Annotated in this window: 27 protein-coding genes and 1 other annotated feature; of the genes, 24 read left to right on the forward strand and 3 right to left on the reverse strand. The window is 43.8% G+C overall.

Features of this window, described 5'->3' with window-relative positions; translation table 11 throughout:
* Window positions 1-21: 21 nt before the first annotated feature.
* The 15 genes from minD to AC5W2J_RS09210 all read left to right on the forward strand — a co-directional run bounded on the left by minD (window position 22) and on the right by AC5W2J_RS09210 (window position 12,323).
* Window positions 22-819 (forward strand): septum site-determining protein MinD, encoded by a 798-nt coding sequence (minD, locus tag AC5W2J_RS09140; RefSeq protein WP_496059164.1) that lies wholly within the window; start codon window positions 22-24, stop codon window positions 817-819.
* Between the two features lie 152 nt (window positions 820-971).
* Window positions 972-1,130 carry a hypothetical protein gene (locus AC5W2J_RS09145; protein WP_496059165.1) on the forward strand — a complete coding sequence of 53 codons (159 nt, stop codon included), beginning with the start codon at window positions 972-974 and terminating at the stop codon, window positions 1,128-1,130.
* A 69-nt stretch (window positions 1,131-1,199) separates the two neighbouring features.
* A complete protein-coding gene (locus AC5W2J_RS09150) occupies window positions 1,200-2,696 on the forward strand; it encodes an Rne/Rng family ribonuclease (protein WP_496059166.1) in 1,497 nt (498 codons plus the stop codon).
* A 52-nt stretch (window positions 2,697-2,748) separates the two neighbouring features.
* Window positions 2,749-2,822, forward strand: a sequence feature (ribosomal protein L21 leader region).
* Between the two features lie 13 nt (window positions 2,823-2,835).
* Window positions 2,836-3,144, forward strand: a complete 309-nt coding sequence (gene rplU / locus AC5W2J_RS09155; protein WP_496059167.1) for a 50S ribosomal protein L21 — start codon at window positions 2,836-2,838, stop codon at window positions 3,142-3,144.
* Between the two features lie 12 nt (window positions 3,145-3,156).
* A complete protein-coding gene (locus AC5W2J_RS09160; RefSeq protein WP_496059168.1) occupies window positions 3,157-3,486 on the forward strand; it encodes a ribosomal-processing cysteine protease Prp in 330 nt (109 codons plus the stop codon).
* 6 nt (window positions 3,487-3,492) lie between these two features.
* Window positions 3,493-3,777, forward strand: a complete 285-nt coding sequence (gene rpmA / locus AC5W2J_RS09165) for a 50S ribosomal protein L27 (protein WP_496059169.1) — start codon at window positions 3,493-3,495, stop codon at window positions 3,775-3,777.
* 66 nt (window positions 3,778-3,843) lie between these two features.
* Entirely contained in the window at window positions 3,844-4,581 is a 738-nt protein-coding gene (locus tag AC5W2J_RS09170; RefSeq protein ID WP_496059170.1) for an MBL fold metallo-hydrolase, read from the forward strand.
* A gap of 235 nt (window positions 4,582-4,816) precedes the next feature.
* Window positions 4,817-5,821 (forward strand): PstS family phosphate ABC transporter substrate-binding protein, encoded by a 1,005-nt coding sequence (locus AC5W2J_RS09175; protein WP_496059171.1) that lies wholly within the window; start codon window positions 4,817-4,819, stop codon window positions 5,819-5,821.
* Window positions 5,822-5,914: 93 nt separating this feature from the next.
* A complete protein-coding gene (gene pstC / locus AC5W2J_RS09180; RefSeq protein WP_496059650.1) occupies window positions 5,915-6,859 on the forward strand; it encodes a phosphate ABC transporter permease subunit PstC in 945 nt (314 codons plus the stop codon).
* Window positions 6,860-7,768 (forward strand): phosphate ABC transporter permease PstA, encoded by a 909-nt coding sequence (gene pstA, locus AC5W2J_RS09185; RefSeq protein WP_496059172.1) that lies wholly within the window; start codon window positions 6,860-6,862, stop codon window positions 7,766-7,768.
* A 75-nt stretch (window positions 7,769-7,843) separates the two neighbouring features.
* Window positions 7,844-8,611 (forward strand): phosphate ABC transporter ATP-binding protein PstB, encoded by a 768-nt coding sequence (gene pstB / locus AC5W2J_RS09190; protein ID WP_496059651.1) that lies wholly within the window; start codon window positions 7,844-7,846, stop codon window positions 8,609-8,611.
* Between the two features lie 17 nt (window positions 8,612-8,628).
* Window positions 8,629-9,282, forward strand: coding sequence for a phosphate signaling complex protein PhoU (phoU, locus tag AC5W2J_RS09195; protein ID WP_496059173.1), 654 nt, complete (start codon window positions 8,629-8,631; stop codon window positions 9,280-9,282).
* 175 nt (window positions 9,283-9,457) lie between these two features.
* Entirely contained in the window at window positions 9,458-11,467 is a 2,010-nt protein-coding gene (locus tag AC5W2J_RS09200; RefSeq protein WP_496059652.1) for a chemotaxis protein CheW, read from the forward strand.
* Between the two features lie 10 nt (window positions 11,468-11,477).
* Window positions 11,478-11,942 (forward strand): chemotaxis protein CheW, encoded by a 465-nt coding sequence (locus tag AC5W2J_RS09205; RefSeq protein WP_496059174.1) that lies wholly within the window; start codon window positions 11,478-11,480, stop codon window positions 11,940-11,942.
* 18 nt (window positions 11,943-11,960) lie between these two features.
* On the forward strand, window positions 11,961-12,323 hold the full coding sequence (locus tag AC5W2J_RS09210) for a response regulator (protein ID WP_496059175.1): 363 nt from the start codon (window positions 11,961-11,963) through the stop codon (window positions 12,321-12,323).
* A 66-nt stretch (window positions 12,324-12,389) separates the two neighbouring features.
* Here AC5W2J_RS09210 and AC5W2J_RS09215 read toward each other — a convergent pair whose 3' ends face one another.
* Window positions 12,390-13,595, reverse strand: a complete 1,206-nt coding sequence (locus AC5W2J_RS09215) for a DUF418 domain-containing protein (RefSeq protein ID WP_496059176.1) — start codon at window positions 13,593-13,595, stop codon at window positions 12,390-12,392.
* Window positions 13,596-13,851: 256 nt separating this feature from the next.
* On the opposite strand from AC5W2J_RS09215, the gene AC5W2J_RS09220 reads away from it, so the two are divergent.
* The 7 genes from AC5W2J_RS09220 (at window position 13,852) to AC5W2J_RS09250 (ending at window position 20,348) form a co-directional block, all read left to right on the forward strand.
* Window positions 13,852-15,024 carry an FtsW/RodA/SpoVE family cell cycle protein gene (locus tag AC5W2J_RS09220; protein WP_496059177.1) on the forward strand — a complete coding sequence of 391 codons (1,173 nt, stop codon included), beginning with the start codon at window positions 13,852-13,854 and terminating at the stop codon, window positions 15,022-15,024.
* Between the two features lie 86 nt (window positions 15,025-15,110).
* Window positions 15,111-15,752, forward strand: coding sequence for an SDR family oxidoreductase (locus AC5W2J_RS09225; RefSeq protein ID WP_496059178.1), 642 nt, complete (start codon window positions 15,111-15,113; stop codon window positions 15,750-15,752).
* Window positions 15,753-15,877: 125 nt separating this feature from the next.
* Window positions 15,878-16,411 (forward strand): thiol-disulfide oxidoreductase ResA, encoded by a 534-nt coding sequence (resA, locus tag AC5W2J_RS09230; protein WP_496059179.1) that lies wholly within the window; start codon window positions 15,878-15,880, stop codon window positions 16,409-16,411.
* Between the two features lie 185 nt (window positions 16,412-16,596).
* Window positions 16,597-17,757, forward strand: a complete 1,161-nt coding sequence (locus AC5W2J_RS09235) for a D-alanyl-D-alanine carboxypeptidase family protein (protein WP_496059180.1) — start codon at window positions 16,597-16,599, stop codon at window positions 17,755-17,757.
* 13 nt (window positions 17,758-17,770) lie between these two features.
* Window positions 17,771-18,358: a CPBP family intramembrane glutamic endopeptidase gene (locus AC5W2J_RS09240; RefSeq protein ID WP_496059181.1), complete on the forward strand. Its 588-nt coding sequence runs from the start codon at window positions 17,771-17,773 to the stop codon at window positions 18,356-18,358.
* Window positions 18,359-18,395: 37 nt separating this feature from the next.
* Window positions 18,396-19,757 carry a magnesium transporter gene (gene mgtE, locus AC5W2J_RS09245; protein ID WP_496059182.1) on the forward strand — a complete coding sequence of 454 codons (1,362 nt, stop codon included), beginning with the start codon at window positions 18,396-18,398 and terminating at the stop codon, window positions 19,755-19,757.
* A 72-nt stretch (window positions 19,758-19,829) separates the two neighbouring features.
* Window positions 19,830-20,348 carry a hypothetical protein gene (locus tag AC5W2J_RS09250; protein ID WP_496059183.1) on the forward strand — a complete coding sequence of 173 codons (519 nt, stop codon included), beginning with the start codon at window positions 19,830-19,832 and terminating at the stop codon, window positions 20,346-20,348.
* 70 nt (window positions 20,349-20,418) lie between these two features.
* Here AC5W2J_RS09250 and AC5W2J_RS09255 read toward each other — a convergent pair whose 3' ends face one another.
* Both AC5W2J_RS09255 and AC5W2J_RS09260 read right to left on the reverse strand, forming a co-directional pair.
* Window positions 20,419-20,862: an RrF2 family transcriptional regulator gene (locus tag AC5W2J_RS09255; RefSeq protein WP_496059184.1), complete on the reverse strand. Its 444-nt coding sequence runs from the start codon at window positions 20,860-20,862 to the stop codon at window positions 20,419-20,421.
* 143 nt (window positions 20,863-21,005) lie between these two features.
* The gene (locus AC5W2J_RS09260; RefSeq protein ID WP_496059185.1) at window positions 21,006-21,659 is read right to left on the reverse strand and encodes a potassium channel family protein; all 654 of its coding nucleotides are present in this window, start codon (window positions 21,657-21,659) and stop codon (window positions 21,006-21,008) included.
* Between the two features lie 433 nt (window positions 21,660-22,092).
* Here AC5W2J_RS09260 and AC5W2J_RS09265 point away from each other — a divergent pair, with 433 nt between their 5' ends.
* On the forward strand, window positions 22,093-22,392 hold the full coding sequence (locus tag AC5W2J_RS09265; RefSeq protein ID WP_496059186.1) for an IDEAL domain-containing protein: 300 nt from the start codon (window positions 22,093-22,095) through the stop codon (window positions 22,390-22,392).
* Between the two features lie 144 nt (window positions 22,393-22,536).
* Entirely contained in the window at window positions 22,537-23,079 is a 543-nt protein-coding gene (gene dcd, locus AC5W2J_RS09270; RefSeq protein WP_496059187.1) for a dCTP deaminase, read from the forward strand.
* Window positions 23,080-23,167 lie beyond the last annotated feature (88 nt).

Genomic DNA, 23,167 nt, shown 5'->3' on the forward strand with positions numbered 1-23,167 from the left:
TGCATGAAAGGAGGAATTACAGTGGGAGAGGCTTACGTTATTACATCAGGAAAAGGCGGAGTTGGTAAAACAACAACCTCCGCAAATATAGGAGCTGCCTTGGCTCTGCAGGGAAAAAAGGTGTGTATGCTCGATACCGATATCGGCCTGCGCAATCTTGACGTTGTGATGGGGCTGGAAAACCGGATTATTTATGATCTGGTCGATGTAGCAGAAGGACGCTGCCGTGTGCAGCAGGCATTAATTAAAGATAAACGATTTGACTGCCTGCATTTAATTCCTGCTGCCCAGACAAAAGACAAGTCGGCGGTCAGTCCGGAACAAATGAAGGAAATTATTGATTCTCTTCGGGAAGACTATGATTTTATTCTGATTGACTGCCCGGCAGGAATTGAGCAGGGGTATAAGAATGCGGTAGCTGGTGCAGATCACGCGATCGTTGTGACAACACCGGATACAGCAGCGGTAAGAGATGCAGACCGTATTGTCGGCCTGCTTGAACAGGAAGGCATTACGCCCCCTAGATTGGTTATTAACCGGGTGAGACAGCATCTCTCCGACACAGGCGAAATGCTGGATGTGGATGATGTGACGTCCACTCTCGCTATTGACCTTTTAGGTGTCATTGTAGACGAAGATGATGTTCTGAAGGCTGCCCATAAAGGGGAGCCGATTGCGATGAATCCAAACAGTAAAGCATCCATTGGCTATCGTAATATCGCAAGACGTTTGATGGGGGAATCCGTACCGTTGATGTCATTGGAAGAGAAGAAAGGCTTTTTCTCCAAAATGAAAAAATGGTTCGGCATGAAAGCATAGATTGATTCAGAGTCCCCGGCGTGGGGCTCTTTTTCATGACAGCCGTTCTTCCCAGGCAAACTGCGCTATACTAATGCCGGGTTATGGTATACTTAGAGAAGAGGAAAGTACACTGAAGTCCCGCGAATGAATCAATAAAGGAGACGTTACCTATGGCTGTTATTGATCTGCTTTCTCCTGAAGAAAAAAAGAAAGCGAGCCAGCTTACGGAAAAAATATACAAATCCGGTTCAATTGAGAATGACGACTGGAAAAAATATACAACGCAGCTGACACTTTTGTATGAAAAAGCAAAAAACAGAAAGCTGTAGCTGGACTCCCGCCAATACGGGGGTTTTTTTGTTGGAGGCACTCCAACGGCAAAAAGGAGGAATGACGCAATGAAAGAACTAATTTTTAATACGGCTACGTCGGAAAAAAGGGCAGCTCTTCTTGAAGACGGGGAGCTGACAGAAGTGCATATTGAACAGCCGGATGAAACGAAAACGGCAGGGGATATTTACATAGGGCGTGTAAAAAATGTCGTGCAGGGCATGCAGGCGGCTTTCGTAGATATCGGACGGGAGAAAAACGGCTTTCTTTATAGAGACGAACTGCTCTCCTACCGCCGGCTGGAAGAGCCTTACGCACGAAAAGAAAAGCGAAGCATAAATGAATTTATTACAGAAGGCCAGCTTATTATCGTCCAGGCGGAAAAAGAAGAGTTTGGGGAAAAGGGAGCCAGGTTAACCGAAAATCTCTCGTTCGCCGGAAAATACAGTGTGTTTATGCCAAACGGAAGCTATATTGCTGTTTCTAAAAAAATTCAGCCGGAAGCCGAAAGAGAAGCATGGCGCACAAAAGCCGCTGAAGTAATGGAGCAGCAGGAGGGTGTGGTTATCCGCACCAATGCCGCTTCGAGTACATGGGACGCTGTGAAATCGGATATTATGCTGCTCAAAGAGGAGTGGGCGGCTCTGGAGAGAACGACAGTGCGTGCGAAGCAGCCGGGTCTTTTAAAAAAAGGAAGCGGCCTGGCAGAAAAGCTGCTGAAAGATTATCCAGCTTCCCAGCTCTCGCGGATTGTAGTGGATAATGCAGAAGAAGCCGGACGAATCCGGCGTCTTCTCCGCTATGAAGAAAAAGATACAAAAAAGATGGTTACGTACCGTGGGCGTGAAAATGTATTCAGCTATGAAAAGCTGGATAAACCGCTGGAGCGGCTCCTTCTCGATCACGTATGGCTGAAAAATGGGGCTTCGCTGAAGATAGATAAAACCGAAGCTCTTACCGTTATTGATGTAAATACGGCTCGTTTTACAGGGAAAACAAATGTAGCTGAAACGATAAAGCAGACGAATCTGGAAGCCGCCAAAATAATTGCGAAAGAGTTGAGGCTCCGTGATATTGCAGGCATTATTGTTATTGATTTTATAGATATGAAACGAACCGAGGATAAAGAGGAAGTAACCGATTGTTTAAAGCAGGCGTTGAAAATCGATCGGGCTCTTACAAATGTCCTCGGCATCAGCCGGATCGGTCTGCTGGAAATGACCAGAAAGAAAACTGCCCGCAGTCTGCATGACCGGCTGTTTGAACCATGCCGGGACTGTCATGGAAGCGGGAAAATAAAAAAAGCAGAAACCATTGTGTATGAAGCGGAACGGCTGTTGTATGAATACAGGGAAGTCGAGTCGGAAGCTGTTCTGCTTTTACTCCCCTCCCATGCAGCAGAGTGGCTGGATGAAAAGGGACGCCATCTTCGTGACTATTGGAAACAGCTTTTTCCTTTTTCCATATGGATTCAAAGCGTCCAGGGTGTGCGTCCGGAAATAGGATTTGCCGGAACCGCAGAAGAGGCGGCAGCAAGGCAGAAAGAAAGGCAAAGGAAGAATTGACACTGTCCTTTACTCTATGGTATTATTTCATAGTTAGTCGTTTGGATTAGCACCCAAACTACAACCGCACATGACTAGGTTTTCAAGTCCGTTCAGGCACCTAAAGTGGCGAGTCTTAGTATAACAGGAGGTGCAAAGTATGTACGCAATTATTGAAACAGGCGGAAAGCAGATTAAAGTAGAAGAAGGACAGGAAATCTACATTGAGAAGCTGGATGCGGAAGCTGGAAATTCTGTAACATTTGGAAATGTAGTATTTGTCAGCGGTGATGATGCAAAAGTAGGAGCTCCATTTATTGAGGGCGCTACAGTTACAGGCAAGGTCGAAAAGCATGGCCGCGCCAAAAAAATCATCGTCTATAAGTTCAAGAAAAGAAAGAACTACCGTCGTAAGCAGGGACACCGTCAGCCTTATACTAAAGTAGTTATCGACAAAATCGATCTTTAGGTTAGGACCGATATGATAAAAGTAACGATCAATAGAAGAGACGATCAATCCATCTATTCTTTTTTAATGTCAGGCCATGCTGAATCTGGTCCTTATGGATATGATTTAGTCTGTGCGGGCGCATCAGCTGTTTCGTTTGGAGCAGTAAATGCAGTCACGGCTTTATGCGAAGCCGAACTTGAAATTGATTTAGGAGACAACGGCGGATTTATGCAGTGCATTCTCCCGGAGGATGAAAGTTCACCGGAAGCACAGCTCCTGCTCGAAGGCATGATTGTTTCTCTTCAAACGATTGCCGCTGATTACAGCGAGCACATCAGCATTTCCGATCACGGGAGGTGAAGACATATGTTGAGATTAGATCTTCAGTTTTTTGCATCGAAAAAAGGTGTAGGTAGTACGAAGAACGGTCGTGATTCCAAATCAAAGCGCCTTGGTACGAAGCGTGGAGACGGGCAGTACGTAACAGGTGGTTCTATCCTTGTACGCCAGCGCGGAACCCGCATCTATCCAGGAACGAACGTAGGAATCGGCGGCGACGATACATTGTTTGCCAAGATCGACGGCGTAGTGAAATTTGAGCGCCTCGGGAAAAAACGCAAGCAGGTAAGCATCGTAGTAAAAGAAGCATAATTGCAGAAGCGCTGTCTCTATCATTATAGAGGCAGTGCTTTTTTATATAGCTGGGGAGGAATGTATATGAAAATAACGGTGGTAGGATTCTGGCATGCTTATCCGGAAGCGGGAGAGGCTGCGTCCGGGTATCTGATTGAAGAAGATGGGTACAGCGTATTAATTGACTGCGGCAGCGGTGTTGTTTCCAATGTACAGCGGTATATACAGCTCGAACACATAGATGCGGTTGTGCTTTCTCATTATCATAATGACCACATAAGTGATATAGGGGCCTTCCATTACTTCCGGCTGCTGCAGCCGCATATTCTGAAAACCCCGGCAAAGCCGGTAAGGGTTGTCGGCCATACGCTGGACCATAATGGTTTCGCAGGACTTTCCTACAAAAATATCGTGCAGGCGGAGGCATATGAAGAAAACAAACCGCTTTCGCTCGGTCCCTTTGTCTTTCAGTTTTATGAGGTGCAGCATGCTGTCCCGTGTTTTGCAATGAAAATCAAGGGGAGCAGCGGCAGCCTGTTTTATACAGCAGATACTTCTTATTTCATCGAACTGGCTGATTGGGCAGCAGGCGTTGATCTGCTGATCGCGGAAGCCAGCCTCTACAGCGGCCAGGACGGATCAGGACCGGGCCATATGAACAGCGTAGAAGCTGCCCGGATTGCTTTACAGGCAGGGGTGAAGAAGCTGCTACTTACCCATCTTCCTCATTTCGGAGATCATCAACAGCTTTTGAAGGAAGCGGCTTCTGTATTTGACGGCCCAATCGATTTAGCAGCCTCAGGCTGGAATACAACCATATAAAAATCGTACTGTCCGGAGAAATCCAGGCAGTATTTTTTTGCTTTTACCTTATTAAGACGGTATTTTCCGGCAGCAAAAGCAGCACATTTACATAATCTTTACAATACGCCTATTTTGGCTTAACAATTCTCTTCTATACTAACAATTGTGAGCAGGAGAAATAAAACGCTCCGTACTCAGCTTTAGAACACTACTTAGACAATTAGAGAAAAAGGGGAGAAAAAACATTATGCGTATGAAAAAAGGTTGGATGGCTTTATCACTAGCAGGACTTATGGCAGTATCTGCCTGCGGAGGCGGCGGAGAAGAAACAGAAGAGGAAGAAGCAGGTGCTGGTGAAGAAGCATCAGGTTCCGGTGAAGAAGAAGCAGGCCAGGAGCCGGTTTCAGGTGATGGAGATAACGAAATCGCCATTGATGGATCTTCAACCGTATTTCCAATAATGGAAGCAGTCTCTGAAGAATATACAGCAGAAAATCCGGATGTACGCGCTCCGATTGGTGTTTCAGGATCCGGTGGCGGCTTTGAACGGTTTATCGGCGGGGAAACAGATTTAAGTAATGCGTCGAGACCGATTGACGATGAAGAAGCAGCTCAGCTTGAAGAGCAGGGTGTTGATTATCTTGAACTTGAACTTGCCTATGATGGATTGTCCGTAGTGGTAAGTGAAGAAAATGATTTCATTGAATCTCTTACAGTAGAAGAGCTGCAAACCATTTTCGCGGATGGAGAAGCAGAAACATGGAATGATGTTAATCCCGACTGGCCGGAAGAGCCAATTGAGCGTTTCAGCCCAGGTACTGACTCCGGAACATTTGATTATTTTGTAGAAGAAGTACTGGAAGACGGCGATATTTCCCGTGATGCCCAGCTGTCAGAGGATGACAACGTGCTTGTAAACGGTGTACAGGGAAGCCCGAACGCGATTGCCTACTTCGGATATGCTTACTATGAAGAAAACCAGGACGCATTGAAAATTGTACCAATCGATAACGGAGACGGTGCAATTGAGCCTACAGAAGAAACCATTAACGATGGTACGTATGAGCCGTTGTCTCGTCCGCTTTACACGTATATAAAAACTGAATCGCTTCAGGAAGATCACATTTTGGAATATGTAAACTTTCTTAATGACAACGTAGGAGATCTTGCTTTGGAAGTTGGCTATATCAACCTGACAGATGAGGAATATGAAGAAAATGCACAGATGATTGAAGAAGCCGCTGCATCAGCAGAGTAGCCAAAAGGCAATGTAACGGGTGAAAGCGAGACGGACGCTGTCTTGCTTTTCTCCTTTTTATAAAGACGAATTGAGTATAGGGGATCAAGGGGGATCATAATGGAAAACCGTCCAAAAAAGTCGATCAGCCAGCAGATTGAAGAAAAAGCCTCTAATCGGGGACTGACTAATGCGGCTGAAATAATCATGCCTAAGTTATTTCTAACCTGCGCGGTTATATCGATTTTAACTACTATTGGCATTGTCGTTACATTATTATCAGAAACATTTACCTTTTTTACAGAAGTATCTTTCATAGAATTTGTTACAAGTCCAGACTGGTACCCGGTATTTTCGGAACCGGATTTCGGTATCCGGCCGCTTCTTATCGGTACATTGATGATTGCTGTTATTGCGATGATTATCGCCATCCCTGTAGGACTGGCAGCTGCCATTTTTCTGAGTGAGTATGCATCGGATAAAACGCGCAGAACGATTAAACCTATTTTGGAAGTATTGGCTGGGATTCCAACGATCGTATATGGATTCTTTGCTTTAACATTTGTTACACCGGTTTTGCAGAATGTTGTTCCTGGACTGGGAGTATACAATGCGCTCAGTCCCGGACTGGTCGTAGGTATTATGATTATTCCTATGGTAGCCAGCCTTTCTGAAGATGCGATGAGTGCTGTTCCAAGGTCGATGAGAGAAGGCGCTTATGCGCTCGGCTCTACAAAATTCGAGGTAGCAATGAAAGTTGTCGTACCGGCAGCTCTGTCCGGTATTCTGGCTTCTTTCGTACTCGCCATTTCACGAGCGATCGGAGAAACAATGATTGTCACAGTAGCCGGTGGAGCGAATCCAACAACCAATATGGATATAACTGGCGCTGTTCAGACAATGACCGCTTATATTGTACAGGTGAGCCTTGGAGACGTAGGTTATGGAACAACTACCTACTACAGTATTTATGCTGTTGGTATGACGTTATTCCTTTTCACCCTGCTGATGAACGTCATTGCCTACTTTATTTCGAAGCGGTTCAGGGAGGTTTATTAAATGGCTCTACCAGAACAGGACATTACAACTGTAGAAAATTATCCTGAAGTAAAAGAAAATTCAAATGACAAAAAACGGCATTTAAAAAATAAAATATTCAAAGGCATCTTTTTCGGAGCCGTACTATTCACGCTTCTTATGCTGCTGATATTATTAGTACGGATATTCACTCAGGGGATTGGCTTTTTGAACTGGGAATTCATGACTTCCTTTGCTTCAAGAAACGCAGATGAAGCAGGGATTCAAGCTGCTATCATTGGTACGATCTGGATGATGGCCGTTACCGCGCCTGTCGCTTTTATATTAGGTGTCGGTACGGCAGTCTATTTGGAAGAGTATGCACCTACAAACAAGTTTACCGCTTTGATCCAAATGAATATTTCCAACCTGGCAGGTGTTCCTTCTATCGTATTTGGACTGCTCGGTCTGACTATTTTCGTAAGAGAACTTTCCATGGGCCGCAGCGTTCTGGCAGGCGGGCTTACAATGGCGCTTCTTATTCTTCCTATAATTGTAGTAGCATCCCAGGAAGCGATTCGTTCCGTGCCGTCAGAAATGAGAGAGGCATCTTTTGGTATGGGAGCAACAAAGTGGCAGACGATGTTCCGGATAATATTCCCGGCGGCTCTGCCCGGTATATTAACAGGGAACATTCTTGCCTTGTCCCGTGCTATAGGAGAAACAGCACCATTGATTATGATAGGCGCATTAACGTATATTGCATTTTTACCAGACAATGTATTTTCACAGTTTACCGTTATGCCTATCCAGATCTTTAACTGGACGAGCAGACCGCAGGAAGAGTTCCATTTCATTGCAGCAGCAGGGATTATTGTTCTGCTTGCTATGCTTTTACTAATGAATTCCATCGCCGTGTGGATTCGAAATAAATTCCAACAAAGATTCTAAGGGGGATCCACAATGCAATCTGAAAAAAAGAGGGATACTATGATTCAGACTGAGGATAATCGTTCAACCAATCAGATGAAAAAAGAAACAAGCAGTGTTTATAAAGTTGATAAGTTAAATCTCTGGTATGGAAAAGATCAGGCACTCAAAGATATCACGCTCGACATTCCCGAAAAAACAGTAACCGCAATTATCGGACCTTCCGGCTGCGGAAAATCAACATTTATTAAAACGTTGAACCGTCTGACAGAAATGGTGCCGATTGTAAAAACATCAGGTGAGGTTTACTACCGTGATAACAATATTTTTAACAAGAAATTCAGCGTCGAAAAATTAAGAACCAAAGTAGGAATGGTATTTCAAAAGCCGAATCCATTTCCAAAATCCATTTATGAAAATGTGGTGTACGGCCCGAGAATTCACGGGATTAAAGACAAGAAAGTCCTTGATGAAATCGTAGAGAGAAGTTTAAAAGATGCTGCTTTATGGGATGAAGTAAAAGACAGGCTGAAAGAAAATGCGTTTGGCCTTTCAGGCGGACAGCAGCAGAGACTCTGCATCGCACGCTGCCTGGCCATTGAACCAGACGTGTTGTTAATGGACGAGCCGACTTCTGCTCTGGACCCTATTTCTACATTAAAAATAGAAGAGCTTGTTCAGGAATTAAAGAAGAAGTACAGCATCATTATTGTGACTCACAATATGCAGCAGGCAGGTAGAATTTCGGACCGGACCGCCTTTTTCTTAAATGGGGAAGTCGTGGAATACGATGATACCGCTAATATTTTCTCTTCTCCTCAGGATCAGCGGACCGAAGATTATGTATCCGGGCGTTTCGGATAAGAACGGAGGAAAAGCTGATGAGTGTAAGAGGTACGTACGAACAAGAACTGGCTTCCCTGCAGGATGAAGTATTTAACCTTGGCAAGGAAGTTATCCAAACGTTTGAACGTACTATGGAGCTTCTGGATAAAGGGAAGGGGCATCTGCTGCAGGATATTATAGATTATGACAAAGTCATTAATAAAAAAGAGCTGGAGATCCACGATAAAGCGACGCTTATGATTGCCCGGCAGCAGCCGGTAGCTACAGATTTAAGAACAACGATCGTAGCTTTGAAAATATCGAGTGATTTGGAACGAGTCGGAGATCTTACGATTGATATTATAAAAGCCTCCAGACGGATGAGTGTCTTACAGCCGGAGCAGAAGATAGAAGAAATGCGTGAAATGGCTTCTATTGCAATTTCTATGCTGGATCAGGCGCTGTCTGCCTACAAGCATAAAGATTTAATGACAGCCCAGCAGATTGCAGTCATGGATGATAAAGTGGATGCCAAATACAAAACGTTTGTACGCGGACTTTTTGCGATGTCGATTGAGCAGAATGAAATAGAAAATATCGCCCAGCTGGCATTTATCGGCAGATATATTGAACGGATTGCCGACTATGCCACGAACCTGGCCGAATGGATTGTCTATGAAGAGAACGGACAGCATTTTGATCTGAATTAAAAAGCACTGCATAAAGGCGCACCTTCATAAGAAGGTGTGTTTTTAATTATTTTCACTGTAAATTTCTACGGACAGGGGGTAGAAATACTTAAATAATCTATAGAGAATGCCGATAGTTAGTAGGAAGGACTCCATAAGCAGCAATGAAATAGAAGATGTGGAGAAGGGAGAAGCTGTGGATAATAAAGAGTATTTAACGTTATTTATTGAAGAAAGCCAGGAGCATCTGCAGGCTGTAAATACACACCTGCTGGAGCTTGAAAAAAATAACAGCAGTAAAGAACTCATCAGTGAAATTTTCCGGTCAGCCCATACACTTAAAGGTATGGCAGCTACCATGGGCTTTGAAGATCTGGCTCATTTAACTCACCAGATGGAGAACGTTCTGGATCAGATTAGAAACGATCAGCTTACAGTGACGCCGCTTATTCTGGATGTTGTATTTGAATCAGTGGATGATCTGGAGTATATGATTAATGACATATCCAGCGGTGGAGACGGTACTAAAAACGTACAAGCCACAGTGTCAAAGCTGGAGGCCCTCCTTACAGGAGATGTTGCCGAAGATACTTCAACTCCGGAAACGTCTTACTTGAAGCCGCCGGCCGTGCCCGAATACGATCAGTACGAATGGGCAGTGATTCAGGAGTCCGAGGAACAGGGATACCACGCAGTCTGTCTCAACGTAACGCTCGATGAGCAGACGATGCTGAAAGCAGCACGCGTATTTATGGTGTTTGGCATAGTAGAAAAAGCCGGCGAAGTAATTAACTGCCAGCCGGCTATGGCTGATCTGGAAGCGGAGGCATTTGATAACGAGTTTACGGTAACACTCGTTACAAAAGAAGATCCCGAAAGCCTGCAGTCCCAAATTGCCAATGTCTCGGAAGTGACAAATGTTCATGGACAGGTTGTAAAGAAAGAACAACAACATTCAGAGGTGTCTTCAAGAACACCTGGTGAACATGAGCAGAAGCCTGCCGGCGGGACACCGGACGTACCCAACAAAACGGAAGTTCCGCAGCGCCAGACCGAAGCGGTGAAAACCGTGCGGGTAAACACTGATCGCCTGGATAAGCTTATGAATTTATTTGAAGAGCTGGTGATTGATAGAGGAAGACTCGAGCAGCTGTCAGCAGAACTAAAGCACAGTGAGCTGACTGATGCAGTAGAACACATGTCCCGTATATCCGGTGACCTGCAGACGATTATACTTACAATGCGAATGATGCCGGTAGAGCATGTTTTCAACCGTTTTCCACGTATGGTCCGGTCTCTTTCCAAAGAACTCGGCAAAAAAATTGAGCTCGAAATTATCGGTGCAGAGACAGAGCTTGACCGCACAATCATTGATGAAATTGGAGATCCTCTCGTACACCTGCTGCGCAATTCACTCGATCACGGGATTGAAACACCGGATGTCCGCAAGCAGGCAGGCAAGCCGGAGACCGGCAGGGTAACGCTGCGTGCTTACCACAGCGGCAACCATGTTATGATTGAAATGGAAGACGACGGGGCAGGTATTAACAAGCAAAAAGTAATAGACATAGCGCTGTCAAAAGGGATTATTAACGCAGAGGATATAGAAAAAAAGTCAGATCAGGATATATACGGTCTGCTGTTTGCCTCCGGGTTCAGCACAGCTGCCGAAGTAACCGATATTTCGGGACGGGGCGTGGGTCTCGATGTAGTAAGAAATACGTTTGAATCGCTTGGAGGGATTGTTTCTGTTGATTCCGAGTACGGAAAAGGATCTGTGTTTTCCATTCAGCTGCCGCTGACACTGTCTATTCTGGACGTTATGCTCGTGGAAGCAGGGTCGGAAAAATATGCGGTGCCGATTTCTTCGATTGTAGAAACGGCTATTATTACGAAAGACAATATTTTTCATTCCCACGGCCAGCGTGTTATTGATTTCCGGGGCAGAATTATTCCGCTGCTTTCGCTGCATCAAGTATTTAACATTCCAGGCTCCCACGAAGAAAACAGCCAGCATTCCATTGTAGTCATCAACAAAGGCGATAAGATAGCAGCTGTCATGGTTGATCATTTAATAGGCAAGCAGGATATTGTCCTAAAATCGTTAGGCCCATTCCTTCCAGATATAGCCTCTATTTCAGGCGCGACTATTTTAGGAGATGGAAACGTAGCGTTAATAGTGGATGTAAATACGTTGATTGCGTAAGGAGGAAATAATGGCATCAGAACAATTGGAACATACACAAGAAGCAGTATTAACAAAAGTAATCGTATTTCAGCTGAACGAAGAAGAATTTGCCATTGATGTCCGCAGAATTCAATCGATTGAAAAGGTAAAGAATATTACCCGGATTCCCGGAGCTTCACCTTCGATAGTTGGTGTCATGAACCTGCGCGGTATTATTACTCCTGTGATTGAAGTAAGAACTCTTTTTCAGCTGGATGCTAAAGAAATGGATGAACATACCCGAATCCTCGTGCTGGTCCGGGAAGAATATGAAGCAGGGCTTATTGTAGACGGGGCTAACGATGTTATGGATATCGATTTAAGCAGCATGGAAGCTTCTCCGGAATCTTCGGGACATAGAAAAAATGAATACGTAGATGGCGTGATTATGATAGAAGGCCGGCTTATTACAATGCTCGATTTGGATAAGCTGATTACTCCATTAATTAAATAAAAGAAAGCAGGGATATATGTGTCTTCAGTATTAGTTGTAGATGATGCCGCCTTTATGAGAATGATGATAAAGGATATTTTAGTAAAAAATCAATTTGACGTAGTAGGAGAAGCCGCCAACGGACAGGAAGCCGTTGATATGTATGAAGAGCTGAAACCGGATCTGGTAACAATGGATATTACGATGCCTGAAAAAGATGGCATTACGGCGTTGAAAGAAATTAAAAGCAGACACAGTGACGCCAACATTATTATGTGTTCTGCGATGGGACAGCAGTCGATGGTTATTGATGCCATTCAGGCAGGCGCTAAAGATTTTATCGTGAAGCCATTTCAGGCGGACCGCGTAATGGAAGCCATTCAAAAAGTAGTCGGAGTATAAAGAAAAAAAGAAATAATAAAAAAGCGGGAGCCCTCCTTTGAAGGCTCCCGCTTTGAATTAACCGCATCAGCGGTAGACCCAGCGTCTCCATAAGTTTTCCAGAGGCCCCTGGCTGAAAGCCAGAAACCAGAAGAATGTTAAAATAACCTGGGCTGTGTATATAATTAAAACGATTAGAATTCCCGTAGATACAGTAACGGTTCCGAATAGCTGCAGGCCGAATCCATAAAAGATAAAGGCACAGACAATAGACTGCAGGAGATAGTTCGTCAGCGCCATCCGGCCGACCAGGGCTATTGGAAACAGCAGGCGTTTAAATGATTCGTTCCGCACAAGCAGTACAATACTTGCTACATAGCCAAGCATTAAAAGCGGGCCTCCGATGTAGTTTATTCCTTCTCCAAAAGACTCTGTCGTCCATGCAGGAAAAGAAGAATAAGAGCTGTTAAGATAGGCATACATAAAGGTTAAAGGAAGTCCGGCTCCCAGGCCGGCCAGACACAATTTTTTCCAAAAGCCCGTGGCAGCCGGAGAGCTATGGAATAATTGTTTTTTAGCGAAATAAAACCCAATAAGAAACAAGCCAAGAATAGAAGGTACGGTAAAAAATATATTACTGAGAATAAGAGGAAGTTCATTGGCCATGCGAAAGCCTAATAGCTCCAAATAGCTTCCTGTACTGTATACGGTTTCTGCGCCGGCAATATCGGTCTGCGCCCTTTCCACGGCAGCACCGCTTGATAAATAATCAGCCGATAAAGTATAACTGAGCGTAAGGAGTGCGGTTAAAAAGACAGCAGAAACAACAATCAGGGAAATCCCCCATACTAGAAGCGTTTTAGCCGAGGCTTTCAGAAAATAAAGAAGGAGAAATCCAGCAACGGCATACGTGTGAAGGATGTCACCGGACCAGATGAAAATAAAGTGAACGAGGCCGAGTATTAATAAAAAGCCAAACCGCCTGAGAAAATAAGGGACAGGCTGTAATCTTTTTTCTGCAAGGCGGGTATAAAAAATATAGGCGCCGAGACCGAATAAAAAAGAAAACATTGGGTAAAACTTACCGACGACCAGCCAGTTTATAAGAAATTGGAACCACTCATCCATTCGGCTTAAAGGCAGCAGCGACTCCGTGCCCGGAAAACTCTGCAGCTGCAAAGCCGGGGATTTAAAAAAAGCCATATTGGCTAACAAAATTCCAAAAAGAGCGAAACCGCGGATAATATCGAGCGATACGATACGTTCATTGGAGCGTGGAGTCAAAGAAGTCATAGAGTTCCTCCTGGATTATGTATAGCTTTTCTTATTTCATAGTACACGGTTATCATGCGCAGGACAATCACATTTCTTCCATTTTCATACAAGTGGCATGCGTGACAAACAGCGGCGTTTGGTACGGATGCCGCCGGCCTTCTTTACTGAAACATTCATTTAAATGGAAAAGGCTGTACTGTTAGTATAGAGAAGAGTATATTATATATCAGCGGTTCTGCAATATAATTAATTTAAAAGGATATGGTGATGAAGATTGAACGGAAATTATCCTTCAACTGAAAAGCAGTATGATATTAACATGTTTTTTGTACTGTTTTTGTTTGCAGTCATTAGTTGTTTTTATATTTATTTTGCCCAGCAGATGGGCCAGTATGACACTAATTTTTATATCAGACAGGGAATATTTTTTCTTATGGCCTTTGCTGTTGCTTTTGCTGTTGTTCATTTTGATTATGAATATTACTTGAATATGCATTGGGTTCTTTATGGGTTTGGTCTGTTTCTGCTTCTGGCTCTGGATATTATCGGCCCTAATGAAATGATTGCACCATTAACCAATGGAGCCGTCAGCTGGTTTACGCTGCCTGTTATCGGGTCGGTTCAGCCATCTGAGCTGATGCGGATTATATTGATTATTACGCTTAGTGCTATTATCTACCGGCACAATCAGCGGTTTAAAGACAACTCTTCTTTAAAAACAGATTTTCAACTGCTTGGAAAAATGATCCTGCCTATTCTTCCCGTTGTGCTTCTTCTGGCAAGACAACCGGATATGGGAAGCGTCATGCTGATTGCAGCCATCTTTATTGCGTTGATGGTTGTTTCAGGAATTTCCTATAAAATCGTCAGTGTATTGATTGGCGTTCCTCTAGTAGGATTTGCTGTATTTATCTTTTTATTCTTTCAAATACCTGCTGTTCTCGATGCTACGTTATTTGCTCTCATGGATCAATATCAGGTGAACCGTATTAACGGCTGGCTGAACCCGTTTGAATATGCAGATGAAGGTTTTCAGACAGTGAGGGCATTAACGGCCATTGGTGCGGGGCAGCTGCTCGGAACAACGGATGATTCCATTTACATCCCGGAGGCGCATACCGATTTTATTTTTGCAGTTATCGGTTCTATGCATGGCTTTCTCGGTGGAGCTATGGTGATTACTTTATACTTTGTACTTTTGTATCAAATTTTAATGATCGCTTTCCGCTCCAATCATGCGTTTGGTAAATACCTGTGCGCCGGGTTTATCGGTATGCTTGCCTTTCAGATTTTCCAGAACATCGGGATGAGCCTCGGACTGCTTCCTGTCACGGGCTTCACGCTCCCTCTGTTAAGCTATGGAGGCAGCTCCGTTATTGCAACAATGTTTGCACTCGGGATGATTATGAGCATCCGCTACCACTCCAAATCGTATATGTTCGATTAAAGAAGCTGCCTCTTTAAAAGGCAGCTTCTTTACCTGTACAGAACCTAAAGAGCGTTTTATACTTAAAAGAAAAGGGGCGAGGTTGCATGAATATTTTGATCGTAGGGGCAAATGGCAAAATTGCAAGGCAGCTGATTAAGAAACTTGCCGAAGAGGAGAAATATCATATTACAGCAATGATTAGAAAAGAAGAGCAGGCAGCAGAGCTTAAAGAATTAGGGGCGGATGAAACGATTGTCTCCAATCTGGAAGGCAATATATCCGCAGTGTTTGAGGCACAGGAAGCTGTTGTATTTGCGGCGGGGTCGGGAGGCCACACAGGTGCGGACAAAACGATACTAATTGACCTGTGGGGAGCAAGAAAAGCGATAGACGCTGCCAAAGAACATGGAGCCCACCGTTTTCTGATGGTTGGATCGATGCGTTCAGTCAATCCGGACGAAGGACCGGACAATATGAAACACTATTTTGTAGCCAAGAAGCTTGCAGATGAATATTTACAGCACAGCGATCTTAATTACACGATTGTAAGGCCCGGCAGACTGACTGATCATACGCCTTCCGGCAGAATCAGCACAGATTCCGCTCTGGATGATTCGGGGGAAGTGACAAGAGCGGACATAGCAGAAGTGCTGGCGCAGAGTATTCAAAATGAGGCCACCTTTTATAAGGCGTTTGATGTAGTAAATGGAGAGACAGAAATTAATAAAGCTCTCCGGTCTATTTAAAAAGCCGGAGATTTTCCGGCTTTTTTTAAAACGGTTTCAATAAACGGACAGGAGGACTTGAATAACTCTGTTCCTTCATGAGAAACTAAAGAGAAAAGAAGCACTTTTAAATAGGGGAGATACATATGAATAAAAAAAAGCGCCGTTTTCTGATGCGGCTTTCCATACTCAGTGTTCTGGCAGTGGTGCTGGGTTATGTTTTTTACACCAACTTTATGAGTGACGAACAAACGGCAGTGACTGCAGGAGAAACCGCTCCTAATTTCCAGCTTACTAATATGGACGGAGAACAGGTGCAGCTGGAAGACTACAGAGGCAAGGGAGTCTTTTTAAACTTCTGGGGTACCTACTGTCCGCCGTGTGAAAGAGAAATGCCTTATATGGAGAATCAGCACCAGGCTTTTGAGGACCGCGGAGTGGAAGTGCTGGCAGTAAACGTAGCGGAAACAGAGCTGGTTGTATCGCGATTTTCAGACAGGCATCAACTAAGCTTTCCTATTGTGCTGGATAAAAACCGCAATGTGGTGGACAGTTATGGAATAGGACCGCTCCCCTCCACTTTTCTTATAGATGAAAATGGAGTGGTGCAGGATATTATTACAGGTTCCATGACCGAAGAAACAATTAGAGAGTATATGGAACAAATCGAACCGGCCTGAGAGAGTGTATCTTCTGGCCGGGCTTTTTATTTAGAACAGTAAAAACGAGCGGAACACATATCAAATGGAGCGGAAATACCGTTATGATGGTATATTAGAAAGTAGCCTGAAAAAAAGACTGCAGGCAAACGATACGAAGTACCGGCTGAAGGGAGCGAAACAGCATTAATACACAAAAAAGACCGTTGAACAAACTGTTTATCATAATCACAGCGATGCTCGTTCTGCTGCATTTTCCCGGCCTGGCCGCAGCTGAAGACGAAGACCGGATCAATCATCTGAACAGTGAAACTGCTGTGCTGATGGATGGAGAAACCGGACAGATTTTGTTTGACAAAGATGCAGACAAACGCATGTACCCGGCTTCCATTACGAAGATTGCCTCTGCTATAATGACGCTCGAAACTGGAAATGTAGAAGAAAACACAACGATCAGCAGAGAAACGACAGAAGTAGAAGGAACCTCGGTGTATCTAGTGGAAGGAGAAACCCTTTCAATAGACCAGCTGGTAAAAGGAATGCTGATCAATTCCGGCAATGACGCAGGATCTGCGATTGCTGAACATTATTCCGGCTCCGATGAAGCATTTGCAGAAGAGATGACGTCTTACCTTAAAGAAAAAACAGGAATAGAAGATACTTCTTTTAAAAATCCACACGGCCTTCATCATCCGGATCACTATACTACCGCTTCCGATATGGCGGAAATCACAAAGTATGCGATGGAAAATGAGGAATTCCAGGAGCTTTCTGAGACGAAAGAGTTTGCCTGGAACAGCGAAGGGTGGGACACAACGATTGTAAACCACCACCGCCTTCTTTTCAGCAATGAAAATGTAACAGGAGGAAAAAATGGTTTTGTAAGAGCCGCAGGAAATACCCTCGTAACAACGGCAGAAAAAGACGGGCAGGAATTAATTGCTGTAGTCCTGAACGCTGATGGCAGTACGAATGCGGATGCAGACACGACGGCTCTTTTAAATGAAGGGTTTACAGCATTCGAAGAGCGTGAAATAGAAAATGGAGTCATGGAAGCAGAAGATGGCATAGAATATGATATTCCTTCCCTTGAATATCAGGTCAGAAAAGACGCCCGCGTAGAGGTACTGGTGAAAGAAGGAGGATTTTTAACGGTTTTGGATGAAGAGAACAGACAGATATTTGTACGCGAGGTAGAAGCCCTTCCCGGTCAGGAAGAAATGATAGAAGAAAATATGGCTTCTATGGAAACGCCGGGAGAAACGTTTCTTGATTTCTTTCTGGAAAAACGCGGCAAAACCTCTCCAACTATTGCCGGAGTGATTCCGGAAATGCTGCAGTATCAATTTAACTATTTCACACCATAAAGGAAAGACGCCTATGACACATGATATTTCCTTAAAAGATGTATGGATCAGCTTTCTGCTGTTTGTACTGGCTGGGTATGCGGTTCTCTTTTTTCTGTTTGGATTTTCCTCCGGTGCCTATATTGTTTCTTTATTTGATATTGGAAATGTTGGTACAGAAATTCTGGCAGGAACAGGAGCAGGTCTGCTCAGCGCCGGTGTACTTCTCGCCCTTTATAAATGGACCGCCCTGGAGCTTCCCGACAATCAATACACCGCTCTAATTCAATCTCTTCTTCATAAAAAGTACGGAGTGACTACTATTGCGGCAGGAGCAGGTATCTCGGAAGAGTTTTTGTTCCGGGGAGTGCTTTTAGGCGTGCTGGCTTTATATATTGGGGGCCTGCCGGCACTATTTATTGTGTCGGTCTTGTTTATGCTTGTGCATATCCCCCAGTACAGAGGGAGCATAGCAGCTCATGCAGTCGTCTTATGCATAGGCCTGCTGCTGGGAGGACTGTTTCTGTTATTTGGCACGTTGTGGGCGCCGATTATAGCTCATGCCGTGTATAATGGCCTTCTGGGCTTTACAATGAAACAGGCATCTCCGGAAAAAGTGTAAAAAATAGAAAACAGTATATAGGAAAGGAGGAGGCTCTGTGATTGAACTGAACGATGAAACAAAAGAAGACTATGTCAAAAAAATTGTAGAAGCGCTGGAGCAGGAAAAGATCAGCATATTCCGGGAGATATTTCTGGATTTTCATCCTACTGACCAGGCTGAAATTTTCAATAATCTGGAACCGGAGCAACGTGGGCTCGTTTATAAGTACTTAAGCCCAGAAGAATTTTCCGAAATATTCGAAAGTCTGGATATTGAAGAGCAGAAAGAAGCGGCTCCCGAGTTGAGTAAAGATTATGCTGCTGATGTGTACAATAATATGTCTGCCGATGACGTAGCTGATTTCCTGGGGGAACTACAGCAGCCAAATGTACGGGAAATTCTTGGCTCAATGGACAAAGAAGAGGCCAGGGAAGTACAGGAACTTCTGCTGTACGATGAAGAGACAGCAGGTTCGATTATGACAAAAGAATTTATTTCATTAAAATCCTCTTCTACAGTAGCGGAAGTTATCGATCTTCTCCGTAAAGAAGGTCCGGAAGCAGAAACGATTTATTACTTGTATGTAGTTGATGAAGATGGACGCCTTGCCGGTGTAGTATCAATACGTGATTTGATCACTGCCTCCTCTGAAGAGCAGGTTGAAAATATAATGAGCACAAGAGTTGTGTCGATCCACGTTAAAACAGATCAGGAGGAAGCGGCCCAGCTGATTCAACGATATGATTTTCTGGCAGCCCCTGTGATCACGGATGACAACACGCTGGTAGGAATTATTACAGTCGATGATGCACTGGACGTACTCGAAGAGGAAGCAACAGAAGATTTTGGGGAAATAACGGCCTCCAGAGGTTCCACAGATATTAACATTACTTCTTATCAGGCAGCAAAAATGAGGACGCCCTGGATTATTCTGCTTATGTTTTTCGGACTGGGAACGGCTGAAGTAATCAACCGTTTTGAGAGTACATTGGAAACAGTAGTACTGCTTGCGGCTTTTATCCCCCTTATTATGGGATCTGCCGGAAATACAGGAACGCAGTCACTGGCAGTATCTGTAAGGTCACTTGCCATTGGAACTTCTCATAAAAAAGGACTGATCCGCACCATTTGGAGGGAGTTCGCGACAGGTCTTCTTATTGGCGGCGTATCAGGCCTTGCTATTTTAGTATTGATTGGTACGTTTTATAATGATTATACGCTTGGATTGATCGTCGGCGGGTCCATCGTCTTATCACTCGGAACGGCCAGTGTCATTGGAATGACGATCCCCCTTATTATTAATAAAATGAATTTAGATCCGGCTATCGCATCCGGCCCGTTCATCACGACGTTAAATGATATTATCAGCCTGCTGATTTATTTCACAATAGCTACATCTTTTCTTCAATACATGTAGATAGAACAGCGGCATATACGTTAAAATAGGATATAAATAATCAGGATGGTAATGGAGAAAGGATGGAAGAGGATGGAAGGACCATTTGGTTTCTCATATGAAAAGAATCAGCGGGAGACCGCGTCGAATATCGAGCCCTGGAAATATACGGTACAGGAAATGATGAACGAAATGATCGTCTCCTCCCTATCTGCCTCTGCTCAGGAAAGAACGCCATCATTTTTGCTCGGCAAATACAAAGGATACTGGCAGCAGATGGTTTCCCCGCAGTGGTTTCATTACCACGCCTCCTATTACTTATGGATGGCCCATACGTCCGGTACGCTGCTTCCGCTTTTAGAGAAAGAAGAGGGCAGGCTGGAAGGGTGGCTGATGTACCGGACATCCGGAGATAGAGAGGGATTCTCCATACCGATCGTCCAGAATTCGCATGAACGGACATTGTATGTGTTTGAAAACAATTATACAGAACTCGAGCGTATTGCTCGTGCAGCTGAAGCAATGATGACTGCTGCCGGTGAAAAGCGCCGATTCGTAAATGTACATTCTGTTGAAAATGGCAAAAGTCTCCGCTATAAAAGATACGCCTGAAAAACGCCCAGCCTTGGATCGGCTGGGCGTTTTTTTAATAGTTTCCATACAATAGCGGGGTGTGGATGGATTACGTATGAAGTGCCGTTTGAAATAAAGAAAAAAGACGGGTGTTGTTTGCTGTAACGTCTTCCAGCGTATATTGATCAAGCACAGCGAGATAAGCTGTAAGAGCTTCCCGCAACGCAGACTGAAGTTCACAGCCTCCAGCGAGAAGGCAGGTATTTTCAGAGGAAAAGCACTCGACCATGTGAAAGTTATCCTCCGTCTGTCTGACGACCCAGCCGATATTAATTTCATCAGGCTCAGCGGATAAGCGTATTCCACCGTTCCGGCCTTTGACTGTTTCAATTAAATGCAGCTTTGATAATTCATGGCCCACTTTAGTTAAATGATTATAAGAAATAGAATATGCTTTGGATATTTCTTTAATGCTGGTCAGTTTTTCTCTGTCGACCGTTGCTAGATACATCAGAGTACGCAATGAGTAATCTGTATATGAAGTTAAGCGCATGAATATCCCCCGTTCTTTTTGCTGGTAACTCCAATAGTACCATAAAGTAAGAAACAGAAAAATCTTTTTGCCTTAACAAGAATCAAGGCTGTTTCTCTGAATGCGCAGCTCGTCTGCAGCAGGGATTATTATTTATATACTTGCTAGTTGGTGTCTTCAAAGCGCTTTAAATCGTTTTTCTGGCCGATCACAATAAGAATATCGCCGGCTAATATATCGTCTTCTGCAAGTGGAGAGATATTGATTTGTTTTCTGCGTTTAATTCCTAAAATGGTTACTCCGTATTTAGCACGAATATCCAAATCCAGCAGCGTTTTGTTATGCATTGACTTTGGAGCGGTGATTTCAACAATGGAATAATCTGCAGAGAGCTCAATATAATCAATTACTTTATCTGATACGAGATGCTGGGCAATTCGATGGCCCATGTCATGCTCTGGATGAATGATTTTGTCCGCACCGATTTTATCCAGTACTTTATGATGATAGTAGTTCTGTGCTTTTGCCCATACGGATTTAACACCCATTTCTTTTAATAACAGCGTACATAGAATACTGGCCTGAATATTGTCTCCGATAGCGACAATAACATGATCGAAATTAGCAATGCCGAGCTTTCGCAGTGCTTTTTCATCAGTGCCGTCTGCCACGGCACTGTGCGTGGAACAATTGGTGATTTCATTTACCTTGGACGAGTTGATATCTACAGCCAGCACTTCGTGGCCGAGTTTAAATAACTCTGTGCTGACGCTTACGCCAAATCTCCCCAATCCAATAATAGCAAATTGTTTCTTCAATATTAGCTCTCTCCCCGTTTATGCTGATAGGTATCTGGTAAGCAGCAGCTGAGCTGTCTGCGTCAATTCTATATGTAATGTACTCTTGCCGTATTCCTTTGTCAATAAACAGCATTAATTTTTCCTTTGTTCCGTAAACTCTGAATTCCCTGGAAAGATTAATAATATCGGAAAAATCAAAATACATAAAATAAATAACCTTCTACCCCCTTTTGAGTTTTAACGTTATCATGTATAATGTAGGAAAGCGCATACAAAAAATTGACAGTCACTCTTTTTTACTTAAAAGAAAGCAGATGCAAACGTTTATTCTATCGAAAAGGTGGGTATAAATGAGTATCATCAACTGCTGCTTAACTCACGACGGAAACCAGCCTTTGTTATTATATAAGAAGCCGATAATCCAGATAAAAGGATAGGGGGTTTGAGAAAGATGTTACATCCAACTCACGAACAGCATTTTATGAAAAAAGTGAAATCTGCAAAGTATGGCAGAAGACCATCCAGGCAGGTACTTCAGTCATTATACGCGCAAATGACACTCGAATATGCTTTGTTTGACTCCAACTATGAAAGGCTGCGCAGGTTAATTGACGATTCGCTTGATCAAAAAGACGCCGGCCAGTTTAAGATACTCACTGACCAGTACAATGAATTGATTCACGAGTATGAACACGGAAAAATCATTCAGGAGCAGGGATACGAGCTGGAACTGGATTTTAAATTTAATTAGAAAAGCCGCTTCTTAGGAAGCGGCTTTTTTTGTGGCCCGGTAAATCTTATTTTCTTTTCGGCGGGTTCAGGAATTATACTGGCATTAGGCCTCTAGTTTTACTATACTCAATAAAGAAGAGGAAATGAAAAGGTGGCGTATGAATTGATACTATCTGATATAACGATCCGTGAAATGATGAAGAATAAAGAATTAACAATTGAACCATGCAGTGAGGAACAAATCCAGCCGGCTTCAGTAGATATCCGCCTGGGCCATCATTATTTAAAAATTGATGAAAATGCAATTGCTTCCATCAACCTGAATGAACCTGCAAAATATGTGGAATTTGAAAGCGATGAAGTGATTATCCCTCCGCACTCTTTTCTGCTGGCAACAACGCATGAATACATAAAACTTCCTAATCATTTAACTGCTTTTGTAGAAGGCAGAAGTTCCATTGGAAGAATGGGCCTGTTTATTCAAAATGCAGGCTGGGTGGACCCCGGATTTGAAGGGGAAATTACGCTTGAGTTGTACAACGCCAACCGCCTGCCTATTATTCTGCAGTCCGGCCGCCGAATCGCCCAGCTTGTGTTTGCCTCTATGGATCAGGAAGCAGGAGTACCTTATAACGGCAAATACCAGGGACAGCGTAAAGCTGTCGGGAGCCAGGTTTATTTGGATAAAGAAAGAAAGCAGCCGTAAAACGGCAGGGCGGGTACCTAATGTCTGCGTAAAGGCAGTCGTGATATAATGAACAAATAATCAGCCTAAACAAATAGGAAGTGAAAAG

Source organism: Sinobaca sp. SA16-1 (genome assembly GCF_059510515.1).